9 protein-coding genes are annotated in these 11680 nt (G+C 64.3%); 7 read left to right on the top strand and 2 right to left on the bottom strand.

The features are described from left to right. Positions 1 to 56: 56 nt before the first annotated feature. The 7 genes from ABIA42_RS06450 (at position 57) to ABIA42_RS06480 (ending at position 9696) form a co-directional block, all read left to right on the top strand. Positions 57 to 743, top strand: a complete 687-nt coding sequence (locus ABIA42_RS06450) for a TetR/AcrR family transcriptional regulator (protein WP_271529963.1) — start codon at positions 57 to 59, stop codon at positions 741 to 743. 1 nt (position 744) lies between these two features. Then, the gene (locus ABIA42_RS06455) at positions 745 to 1938 is read left to right on the top strand and encodes an efflux RND transporter periplasmic adaptor subunit (protein ID WP_370114804.1); all 1194 of its coding nucleotides are present in this window, start codon (positions 745 to 747) and stop codon (positions 1936 to 1938) included. Positions 1939 to 2019: 81 nt separating this feature from the next. After that, entirely contained in the window at positions 2020 to 5115 is a 3096-nt protein-coding gene (locus tag ABIA42_RS06460) for a MexW/MexI family multidrug efflux RND transporter permease subunit (RefSeq protein ID WP_271529961.1), read from the top strand. Between the two features lie 131 nt (positions 5116 to 5246). Next, entirely contained in the window at positions 5247 to 7307 is a 2061-nt protein-coding gene (locus ABIA42_RS06465) for an ATP-binding protein (RefSeq protein ID WP_370114802.1), read from the top strand. Further along, on the top strand, positions 7304 to 7693 hold the full coding sequence (locus ABIA42_RS06470; RefSeq protein ID WP_370114800.1) for a response regulator: 390 nt from the start codon (positions 7304 to 7306) through the stop codon (positions 7691 to 7693). Before ABIA42_RS06465 ends, ABIA42_RS06470 begins: the two co-directional genes overlap by 4 nt. Further along, the gene (locus ABIA42_RS06475; protein WP_370114798.1) at positions 7690 to 8940 is read left to right on the top strand and encodes an adenylate/guanylate cyclase domain-containing protein; all 1251 of its coding nucleotides are present in this window, start codon (positions 7690 to 7692) and stop codon (positions 8938 to 8940) included. The genes ABIA42_RS06470 and ABIA42_RS06475 overlap by 4 nt, the downstream gene beginning before the upstream one ends. Before the next feature lie 9 nt (positions 8941 to 8949). Then, a complete protein-coding gene (locus ABIA42_RS06480) occupies positions 8950 to 9696 on the top strand; it encodes a hypothetical protein (RefSeq protein ID WP_370114796.1) in 747 nt (248 codons plus the stop codon). Here the strand turns inward: ABIA42_RS06480 and ABIA42_RS06485 are convergent. Further along, complete coding sequence (locus ABIA42_RS06485; protein ID WP_271529957.1) at positions 9693 to 10580, bottom strand: ABC transporter permease; 888 nt, start codon at positions 10578 to 10580, stop codon at positions 9693 to 9695. The two genes, ABIA42_RS06480 and ABIA42_RS06485, sit on opposite strands and share 4 nt — an antisense overlap. 4 nt (positions 10581 to 10584) lie before the next feature. Next, entirely contained in the window at positions 10585 to 11526 is a 942-nt protein-coding gene (locus ABIA42_RS06490) for an ABC transporter permease (RefSeq protein WP_028178275.1), read from the bottom strand. Between the last annotated feature and the right edge of the window lie 154 nt (positions 11527 to 11680).

The raw sequence follows: 11680 nt of genomic DNA on the forward strand, positions 1-11680 counted from the left end.
AGTGCTTGACTTCTGCGTGGGTGAGTGTTTACTCACCCACCATGAGCTCATTGCGTATGACGAGCGACCTGAGGCGTCAATTGATCCTCGGTGCCGCGAAGCGCTGCTTTGCCCGACATGGCTACACCGGCACCACGACGAAGAGCGTGGCGGCCGCCGCTGCCATTTCCGAGGCGCTGCTGTTCAAGCATTTCCCATCCAAGGCGGCGCTCTATGCAGAAATTCTCAGCGACGAATGCGAAGCGGATCCGGCATTCATCGAGCTTCTCGAGCGGGAGCCATCGACCGCCACGCTGGTCGAGGTGATCCGCAGGATGGTCGGGCATTTCCTGCACATTGCCGATGGTCCCGATCAGGAAGAGGCCCAGCGCCTGCGACTCATGGCCACGAGCCATCTGGATGACGGCGAATTCGCGCGTTTGCTATATGCCAAGATCGAGACACTGATTGGGGCGGCTTTTGTCGGCTCGCTCGAGCGCGCCGTGGCCGCCGGGGATGCGCGGCCCTACGCTGGCGATCCGCTCAACCTGTTCTGGTTTGCGCATCATGCGGTGATGACCGCGGCGCTGACCAGGCTGCCGGCCACGCCTTGTCTCGCTTACGGCAAGGCGAACCACCTGGAGCGGCAGCTCTGTGAGTTTCTCCTGAGGGGTATAGGACTTAACGACGCCGCAATTGCTTCGCATCTGGGCCGCGATCAGGCCGCGGATGCCGGCAAGGCGGCGATTGCAGAAAGTGCATGACATGAACATCGTAACCGAACACAAGATTTCGGGCGAACCGATCGACAACAAGGCTCCCAAGCGTCCGGTCCGGCCGGTGCTCTGGTTCATCATCGTCGGCACGCTTCTGGCCGCGCTCGTCGGTGGACTCGTCTGGTTCAACTATTTCCGCGGCCAGATGATCCAGCAGTTCTTCGCCAACAACAAGCCGCCGCCGACGGCCGTCAGCGCGGCCGAGGCGAAGTCCGAGGTGGTGCCGAACCTGCTCACCGCGGTCGGCAGCCTCGTCGCCGTGCATCAGGTCGACGTCAGCGCCGACGTCAACGGCCGCGTCACGGAGATCAAGTTCGAGCCGGGTACGCGTGTCGAGGCCGGCACGCCGCTGGTCCAGCTGTTCGACGCGCCCGAGCAGGGCGACCTCGCCAATTACAAGGCGCAGGCGACCGTCGCGCAGCTGTCGCTTGACCGCGCCAAGCAACTGGCCGCGCGCCAGTTCGGTCCGCAGGCGACCGTCGATACCGCGCAGGCCGCCTACGACCAGGCGCAGGCCGGCATCGCCAAGACCGAGGCGTTGATCTCGCAGAAGCTGGTGCGCGCGCCGTTCTCCGGCGATCTCGGCATGCGCAAGGTCGAGGTCGGCCAATATCTGACGGCAGGTACGGCGATCGTGTCGCTGACCGATCTGTCCGAGCTGTGGGCCAACTTCACGGTGACGGAAAAGGACTCCGGCAACCTCAAGGTCGGCCAGGCCGTTCGGCTCAAGGTCGACGCCTATCCGGGCCGCACCTTCGAGGGCAAGATCACCACGATCGAGCCGCAGATCTCGACCGACACCCGCAACATCCGCGTGCAGGCGACGATCGCCAATCCGGAGAAGATCCTCAAGCCCGGCATGTTCGTGACCACCACGGTGGTGCTGCCGGACAAGCCGGCCGTGATCACCGTGCCCGAGACGGCGGTCGACTACACCCTGTACGGCGACTCGGTGTTCGTGATCGCCGAGAAAAAGGAAGCGGACGGCAAGTCCAGCCTCTCGGCGGTGCGCACCTTCGTGCAGACCGGCAACCGGGTCGAGGGTCGTGTCGAAATCCTCAAGGGCCTGAAAGCGGGCGACAAGGTCGTCGCCGTCGGCCAGCTCAAGCTGCAATCGGGCGCGCCGGTATCGATCTCGACCGACCCGGCTCCGCCGATCCCGGCGCAGCCGCCGCGCTACTGACGACATCCTCGCGTGATCCGGCCCGGCCGGATCACGTCTCTTGAGACATAGAAATCCAGATCGGAAATCGAGATCGCCGCGATGGCCCTTACCGATATTTTCATCAAGCGCCCGGTCCTGTCGGTCGTCGTCAGCCTGCTGATCCTGCTGATCGGCCTGCGCGCGGCGATGATGCTGCCGATCCGGCAATATCCGAAGCTGTCGAACACGGTCATCAACATCACGACCGTCTATCCCGGCGCGTCCGCGGACCTGATCCAGGGCTTCATCACCACGCCGATCGAGCAGGCAGTCGCCTCCGCCGAGGGCGTCGACTACATCACCTCGTCCTCCGTGCTCGGCACTTCGACGATTCAGGTCTACATCAAGCTGAATTTCGATCCGAACCAGGCGCTCACCGAGGTGCTGGCGAAGACGAACTCGGTGAAGTACCTGATCCCGAAGGAATCCAACGATCCGATCGTCACCAAGACAACCGGCCAGACCACGGCCGTGATGTATCTCGGCTTCTCGTCCGAGGAACTGTCCGGTTCGGCGATCTCCGATTATCTGACGCGCGTGGTGCAGCCGGTGCTGTCGACCGTCGACGGCGTCGCCTCGGCCGACATTCTCGGCGGCCAGACCTTCGCGATGCGTCTGTGGCTCGATCCCGTGAAGATGGCCGGCCGCAATGTGTCGCCGGCCGACGTCGCCGCGGCAATCACCGCCAACAACTTCCAGTCCGCGGCGGGCCAGACCAAGGGCTATCTCATCGTCTCGAACGTCTCGACGAATACCGGCCTCACCGACGTCAACCAGTTCAAGAAGATGATCGTCAAGGCCAAGGACGGCGGCTTCGTGCGGATGGAGGATATCGCCACCGTCGAGCTTGCCGCCCAGAGCACGGACGCCAGTGTTGCCTTCAACGGCGAGCACGCGATCTTCATCGGCGTGCAGGCAACGCCTCAGGGCAACCCGCTGACGCTGGTCAAGGGCGTGCGCGCGCTGTTCCCCGAGCTCGAGCGCAATCTGCCGCCGTCGATGAAGATGAAGGTCGCCTACGACTCCACCAAGTTCATCCAGTCCTCGATCGACGAGGTGGAGAAGACGCTGGGCGAAGCGGTGATCATCGTGATCGTGGTGATCTTCCTGTTCCTCGCTTCGCTTCGCTCGGTCATCATTCCCGTCGTCACCATTCCGCTGTCGATGATCGGTGTCTGCACCCTGATGCTGGCGTTGGGCTTCAGCTTCAATCTCCTGACCCTGCTCGCGATGGTGCTGGCGATCGGCCTCGTCGTCGACGACGCCATCGTCGTGGTGGAGAACATCCATCGCCACCTTGAGGAGGGCAAGACACCGGTTCAGGCCTCGCTGCAAGGTGCGCGCGAGATCGTGGGCCCCGTCATCTCCATGACGATCACGCTCGCGGCGGTGTACGCGCCGATCGGCTTCCTCGGCGGCCTCACCGGCTCGCTGTTCCGCGAATTCGCCTTTACCCTCGCGGGCTCGGTGATCGTGTCGGGCGTGATCGCGCTGACATTGTCGCCGATGATGTGCTCGATGCTGCTGAAGAACACCGAGGAGGGCCGCTTCGCAAAGCTGGTCAACAGGGTCTTCGGTGCGATGACGCGCTGGTACGGCCGTAAGCTCGATCGCTCGCTCGACTACAAGGCCATCACCGGCCTGTTTGCGATCACGATCCTCGGCCTCGTCGGCTTCCTCTACATGCACACCTCGAAGGAGCTGGCACCCGAAGAAGACCAGGGCATCGTGTTCGCGGTGACCAAGGCACCGAAATACGCCAACATCGATTATGTCGATTTCTACGGCGACAAGCTCGACAAGGAGTTCCAGAAATTCCCCGAGACCGATCTGCGCTTCGTGCTGAATGGCATCAACGGCCCGCAGGGCGGCATCGCCGGCATGCTGCTCAAGCCCTGGGACGAGCGCACGCGTTCGTCGATCCAGCTCAAGCCGCTGGTGCAGGCCGAGCTCTCCAAGATCGAGGGCGTGCAGGCCTTCGCGTTCAACCTGCCGCCGCTGCCGGGTGGTCCGGGCGGCCTGCCGATCCAGATGGTGATCAACTCCACCGCCGGGTTCCAGACCGTCTATGAGCAGATGGAGAAGCTGAAGGAGGCCGCGCGCAAGAGCGGCATGTTCATCGTCTCCGACAGCGACCTCGCCTACAACCAGCCGAACGTGAAGGTGACCATCGACCGTACCAAGGCGCAGGACCTTGGCGTCAGCATGCAGAACCTCGGCGCTACGCTCGCGGTGCTGCTCGGCGGCAACTACATCAACCGCTTCAATCTCGAGGGCCGGTCCTACCAGGTGATCCCGCAGGTGCCGCGCGCCAAGCGGCTGTCGCCGGAATCGCTCGGCGGCTACTACGTGACGACCAATACCGGCCAGCAGCTGCCGCTGTCGACGGTGGTGTCCATTGAAACCAAGACCGACCCGAATTCGCTGACTCACTTCAATCAGCTCAATTCGGCGACGTTCTCGGCGGTGCCGATGCCGGGTGTGACCGTCGGTGCGGCGGTGGACTTCCTCGAAGGCGAGGCCAAGAAGCTGCCGCAGGGCTTCAGCCACGACTATCTGGCCGACTCCCGGCAATATGTGCAGGAAGGCAATCAGCTCGCGATCACCTTCGGCTTCGCGCTGATCATCATCTTCCTGGTGCTGGCCGCGCAGTTCGAGAGCCTCCGCGACCCGCTGGTGATCATGATCTCGGTGCCGATGGCGATCGTCGGCGCACTGATCCCGCTGTTCTTCGGCGCGGCGACCATGAACATCTACACCCAGGTCGGTCTGCTCACCCTGGTCGGCCTGATCACCAAGCACGGCATCCTGATGGTGGAGTTCGCCAACGAGCTCCAGGTCAAAGAGCGGCTCGACCGCCGCTCCGCCATCGAAATGTCGGCCCGCATCCGCTTGCGGCCGATCCTGATGACGACGGCCGCCATGGTCACCGGCCTGATCCCGCTCCTGACCGCGACCGGCGCAGGCGCGGCCAGCCGCTTCTCGATCGGTCTGGTCGTCGTGGCCGGCATGTCGATCGGCACGCTGTTCACGCTGTTCGTGCTGCCGGCGGTCTATGTGGTGCTGGCGACCGACCATCGCGCGGCGGCCGATTCGGAGCGGAACAAGCAGGTCAACGAGCTCGACCTCGACTCCAAGGTGCTGCGGCCGACCTGAGGCTGCAAGACAAGCCAGTCCAGGGGCGGCAGCGGACATCCGCTGCCGCCCCTTTTTCGTTGTGTCCTGGGGGAGGCCCTTTCCTGCGCTTGCGAGAGACAAGGTCCGGTCTTCTTGCTAGGTTTCGCGGGATGAGCCTTTCCCTCCACTCCGACACACCTCGAGCCGGGACGCTGCCGAGCGCGGCCCCAGGCAAGGCAGCGTCCGGCGGAACGGCGGGCCGCGGAATCAGAATGCGGCTGTTCACCAAATACGTCGCGCTGTTCGTGGCCGTTGTCGCCATCGCTCTGCTCGCCAATGGCTTGTTCGAGGTCTTCTTCTATTATCGCGAGCACAAGGCTTCGCTGATCAGAGTCCAGCACGAGCAGGCCGAGGCCGCCGCGGCCAAGATCGGCCAGTTCGTCAAGGAGATCGAGAGCCAGCTCGGCTGGACCACGCAACTGCCCTGGTCGGGAGGTTCGATCGAGCAGCGCCGGTTCGATGCGCTGCGCCTCCTGCGCCAGGTGCCTGCTATCACCGAGCTTGCGCAAGTGGATTCGACCGGCAAGGAGCGGTTGCGGGTCTCGCGGCTGGCGATGGACGCGCTCGACAGCGGAATCGACCTGTCGGCCGACCCGAAGTTCACCGAGGCGGTCGCGCACAAGGTCTATTACGGCCCGGTTTATTTCCGCCGGGAGTCCGAGCCCTACATGACGCTGGCGCTGGCCGGTGCCCGCAAGGATGCCGGCGTCAGCATCGCGGAGGTCAATCTCAAGCTGATCTGGGACGTTGTGTCCCAGATCAAGGTCGGCGAGCACGGACACGCCTACGTGGTCGGTCCGGAGGGACGACTGATCGCGCATCCCGACATCAGCCTCGTCCTGCGCAACACCGACATGTCGAACCTGGCGCAGGTACGTGCCGCGCTGGCCGGGAGCGGTACCGTCGCCGACGCGCTTTCCGAAGCGCGCAACATCCAGGGCCAGAAGGTGCTGACCGCATCGGCCCCGATCGAGCCGCTGCACTGGACCATGTTCGTCGAGCTGCCGGTCGAGGAGGCCTATGCCGCGCTCTATGCTTCATTGCAGCGGCTTGCGATCGTGCTGCTCGCAGCATCCATCTTCGCGGTGCTCGCCGGGATCTTCCTGGCGCGCCGCATGGTCGTGCCGATCCAGGCTCTGCGCAGCGGTGCCGAGCGGATCGGGGGCGGCGACTTCTCCCAGCGCATCTCGATCAGGACCGGCGACGAGCTTGAAGGGCTCGCCGACCAGTTCAACGACATGGGTGCACGCTTGCAGGAATCCTATGCTGACCTGGAGAACAAGGTCGAGCAGCGCACCGCGGAACTCCGCCAATCTCTCAACGATCTGCGCACCGCGCAGAACCGCCTGATCCAGACCGAGAAGCTTGCATCTCTCGGCCAACTCACCGCCGGCATCGCTCACGAGATCAAGAACCCGCTCAACTTCGTCAACAATTTCTCCGCAGTGTCGACGGAGCTGATCGACGAGCTCAACGAAACGTTGCGATCCGCCGCTCTCGACGGCAAGACGAAGGAGGAGGTCGAGGAGCTGACCGGCATGCTCAGGGGTAACCTCGAGAAGGTGGTGCAGCACGGCAGGCGCGCCGATTCCATCGTGCGGAACATGCTGCTGCATTCGCGCGAAGGCTCCGGCGAGCATCGCGCCGTCGACATCAATGCCGTCGTGGAGGAAAGCCTCAATCTGGCCTATCACGGCGCGCGTGCCGAAAGGCCGGCATTCAACGTCACGCTCGAGCGCGCGTTCGATCCCGCTGCCGGCATGGTCGACATTTATCCGCAGGAGATCACGCGCGTCTTCCTCAACCTGATCTCGAACGGCTTCTACGCGGCGGCCAAGCGCAAGGAGAGCGAGGGGGACAGCTTCGCGCCCACCTTGGGCGCGACAACGAAGGATCTCGGCGGCAGCGTCGAAATCCGGATCCGCGACAACGGTACCGGGATTCCCCCCGAGGTGAAGGAGAGGATGTTCAACCCCTTCTTCACCACCAAGCCGGCCGGCGAGGGGACGGGGCTCGGTCTGTCCATGAGCCATGATATCATCGTGAAACAGCACGGCGGCACGATCGACGTGAACACCGAGCCCGGTGTATTCACCGAATTCATCATCACCCTGCCGCGGGTGATGGCAACAGGCGGCACGACTGGCAGCACACCCGGAGGCAAGTCTTGAACGTTTACATCCTGGTCGTCGATGACGAGCCCGACGTCGAGGCGCTGTTTCGGCAACAGTTCCGGCGCGACCTGCGCACCGGCCGCTTCCAGATGGAGTTCGCGCTCTCGGCCCCCGAGGCGCTGAAGCGCGCGGCCGAGGTTCGCGATCCCTCGCTGATCCTGATCCTGTCTGATATCAACATGCCCGGCATGAGCGGGCTCGACATGCTGCCGAAGGTGCGTGCCGCGCATCCGGATGTGCCCGTCATCATGATCACGGCCTATGGCGACGCCGAGACGCGCCGAAAGGCAATCGAGCGCGGTGCCGTCGGGCTTCTCACCAAGCCGATCGACTTCGCGCTGCTGCGGCAGGAGATCGACACGAGGCTCGAGCAAGCCGCATGACTGCGACCATCCTCTTCGTCGACGACGAGCCTGACCTCGAGGCGCTGATCCTGCAGAAATTCCGCAGGCAGATTCGCGATGGGAAGCTCGCTCTCATATTCGCGCGCGATGGCCTGGAGGCGCTGGAGTCGCTCGAGCTGAACCCGCATGTCGACATGGTGGTTTCCGACATCAACATGCCGCGGATGGACGGGCTGTCGCTGCTGGCGAAGCTCCAGGAGGCCGAGGACAAGAAGTCGACCATCATCGTCTCTGCTTATGGCGACATGAGCAATATCCGCATCGCCATGAACCGCGGCGCGTTCGACTTCCTGACCAAGCCGATCGACTTCGCCGATCTGGAGACCACGATCGAGAAGACCATTCGTCATGTGGAGATGCTGCGCGAAGTGCGGCGGCGCCAGATGGAAGCCGAGCGCGCTTATGCCTCGCTGTCGCGTTTCTTCTCGCCGGAGATCGCAAGGCGCTTGGCGGCGGATGTCCAGGGTGACGGCATTGAGGTGCATTGGCGCGATGTCGCCACCCTCTTCACCGACATCACCGGCTTCACCTCGCTGGTCGAGTCCGCGGCCCCGCAGACACTGGGCGAGCTTCTCAACGAATATTTCGGCGGCATGACCGAGATTGTCTTCGCTCATGAGGGGACGGTCGCCAAGATCATCGGCGATGCGATCCAGGTGCTGTTCAATGCACCCGGCGACCAGCCGGACTATGCGACGCGTGCAGTCGCCTGTGCCCATGACCTCGACGCCTGGGCGGAGGACTTTTCGGCGCGCTGGAAGGCGAGAGGCGTGAATTTCGGGACCACCCGCATCGGTGCCCATGCTGGCCCCGCGCTGGTCGGCAATTTCGGCGGCAACCGCTTCTTCGACTACACGGCCTATGGCGACACCGTCAATACGGCAGCGCGGCTGGAGGCGGCCAACAAGTATCTGGGAACGCGCATCTGCGTCAGTGCCAGCGTGGCCAAGGGGGCTGCGAACTTCCATGGTCGGCCCGTGGGCGACCTGATGCTGCGCGGGCGCAGCGAGCCGCTGCGTGCGTTCGAACCGCTGCTCCAGGCGAAGTTCGAAGCCCCGGCGACGGCGCAATATTCCGAAGCTTTTGCCAAGATGGAGGCCGGCGATGCCGCCGCCATGCCGGCCTTTGCCGCGCTGGTCGGGATGCATGCCGACGATCCGCTGGCCGGTTTTCACCTGAGGCGCCTGCTCAACGGCGCCAAGGGCACTCGCATGCAATTGGAATAGGAGTCCGTCATGACGCGCGAATTCTCCGCCGGAAATTATCGTTTCATTCCATCCGTGTTCCAGTATTCCGCCGGCGCCGCCGCGGATGAGGGTTATGAGATCGAACGCGTCCGGTTCGACCGCCTGGTGCCGCTCGCTGAAGGATTTGCGCTGGCCGCAAAATTTATCCAGGAGGCGGGGCGTCCATTGACGGCGTTCTGTGCCTGCGAGCTGCGCTCGCCGGCGGCCTTCAGCGAGGAGGGCTTTCGTGCGTTCAACCTGCATTATGTGAAGACGTTGTCCGAGTGGGGCATCTTCGACGGCACCACCAATCCGGTGGCGCGCAGCAATGTCTGTCCGGAGATCGATCCGCCGTCAGAGCCGTCCTTCTACGCATTCTCCTTCACGCGACCGACGCGATCAAACACGCCCAGCTTCGTCATCGCCGGCGGCGCCGAGGCACGCGAGGGCAGCGGTACCTATGTCGAGCGCACCGTGCGCTACCGTGATCTCAGTCCGGAAGGCTTGCGGGAAAAGGTTCGCTTCACCACGACCTCGCAAATGGAGAGCCGGATGGCCGCTTTCGGCTTCGGCTGGAAGGACACGACCGGCGTGCAGGCCTATTCCGTGCACGACTTCCACCACGCGATGGTCGATGAGCTGGTCCGTCGCGGCGCCTTGCGCTCCGGCCTGACCTGGCATTTTGCCCGGCCACCGGTCGTCGATCTCGAATACGAGATGGATTGCCGCCGCGTGATGCGCGAGGTTGTGATCTAGCGCTGCCGCGGATCGAGCGCATCGCGAAGGCCGTCGCCGAGCAGGTTCAGAGACAGCACCACGAGAAAGATCGCAAGCCCGGGCCAGATCGCCATCCAGGGCGCCTGGGTCAGGAAGCGTTGCGCGGCGTTGAGCATACTGCCCCAGGACGGCGCGGGCGGCTGCTGGCCGAGGCCGAGGAAGGACAGAGCAGCTTCCGCGATGATGGCGGCGGCGATCGAGAGCGTCGCCTGCACCAGTAGCGCGGGCAGGATGTTCGGCAGGATATGGGAGAACGCGATCCGCCATGGCGGATTGCCGAGCGCCCGCGCGGCCTCGACATAGTCCTCGGCCTTGACGACGAGCACCTGGCCGCGGGTCAGGCGGATGAAGATCGGGGTCGCCGAGATGCCGATCGCGATCATGGCATTGCCGAGGCTCGGCCCGAGGAATGCCGCGAGCGCGATCGCCAGGATCAGGAACGGGCAGGCCAGCATCGCATCGGTGATCCGGCTGATCAGCGCATCGGTGAAGCCGCCGCGATAGCCGGCGAGAAGGCCGAGCGGCACGCCAATGCCGAGCGCGATCGCGACCGAGATGAGGCCTGCAAGCAGGGAGGCGCGCGCGCCGTAGACGACGCGGCTCAGGATGTCGCGGCCGAGCTCGTCGGTGCCGAACCAGTGCGCTGCCGTCGGCGGCTTGCGCACCAGGCTCCAGCTCGTCGCGATCGGATCGTAGGGAACGACGAGTGGCGCGAGCGCCGCAAGGAGGATGAATGCCGTGATCACGACAAGCCCGAACACGGCCGCCTTGCGCTTGAACAGCCGCCGCCGGGCGCGGCGCGCCGGGCTGTCCAGCTCGTAGGCTTGGGCGGCGGGGCTGGCGGGCAGCGCAGTGTCCGTCATCGCCTTAGCCCCTCAGCCGCGGATTGACGAGGACATAGGCGACGTCGGCGACGAGGTTCAGGGTGATGTAAACCGTGGCCGTCACCAGCACCACGCCTTGCACCACGGCGTAGTCGCGATTGAACACGGCGTCCACGATCAGCTTGCCGAAGCCTGGAATGGAGAAGATCTGCTCGGTCAGCACCGCGCCCGACAGCAGCGTGCCGAGCTCGAGCGCGCCGAGCGTGATGATCGGCGTCAGCGCATTGCGCATGGCGTGCTTGAGGATGACCGAGCGCTCGGAAAGACCCTTCGCGCGAGCGGTGCGGACATAGTCGCTCTCCAGCACCTGGAGCATGGCGCTGCGGGTGTGTCGCATCAGGATCGCGGAAATCGCGTTGCCGAGCACGAAGGCCGGCATGATGGTGGCGGCGAGACTCGCGCGCCAGTCCTCGGTCAGCGGCACGTAGCCCGAGGCCGGCAGCCAGCCGAGCTTGATCGAGAACAGGAAGATCAGGAGGATTCCGAGCCAGAAATTCGGCGTCGAGATGCCCCACAGCGCGAACAGATTGGCGCCATAGTCCCAGGCCGTGCCCTTCTTCACCGCGGAGACGATGCCGGCGGGAATGCCGATGCAGAACGCGATCAGGATCGCCATCGAGCCGAGCTGCAGCGTCACCGGCAGCTTCTGCGCGATCAGCTCGCGGACCGGCATCTTGTTGCGCAGCGACTCGCCGAAATTGCCTGTCAGGACGCCCTTGAGCCAGTAGACATATTGGACCGGGACCGGCTGATCGAGCTTGTACTGCTGGCGGATCTGCTCGATCACCGCGGGATCGCGCTCCTCGCCGGCCATCACTAGCGCGGGATCGCCCGGCAACAATTGCTGCAACGAGAAGATCAGCACCGACACGAAGAACAGTGTCGGCACGATCTGCGCGATGCGGCGGGCGAGGAAGTTCAGCATGGTGCGGCTTGTGTCCCGGGCGCTGCGCAACATGCAATGTTGCGCTGCTGAACCGGGACCCAATGGCCGCGGTTCGCTGCTGCTGTGGGTCCCGGCTCTGCGGAGCAGCGCTTATGCGCTGCGCCGCGTCCGGGACACGCCATCGTCGTCATCA

Source organism: Bradyrhizobium sp. USDA 327, assembly GCF_041262065.1.
GTDB lineage: Bacteria > Pseudomonadota > Alphaproteobacteria > Rhizobiales > Xanthobacteraceae > Bradyrhizobium > Bradyrhizobium liaoningense.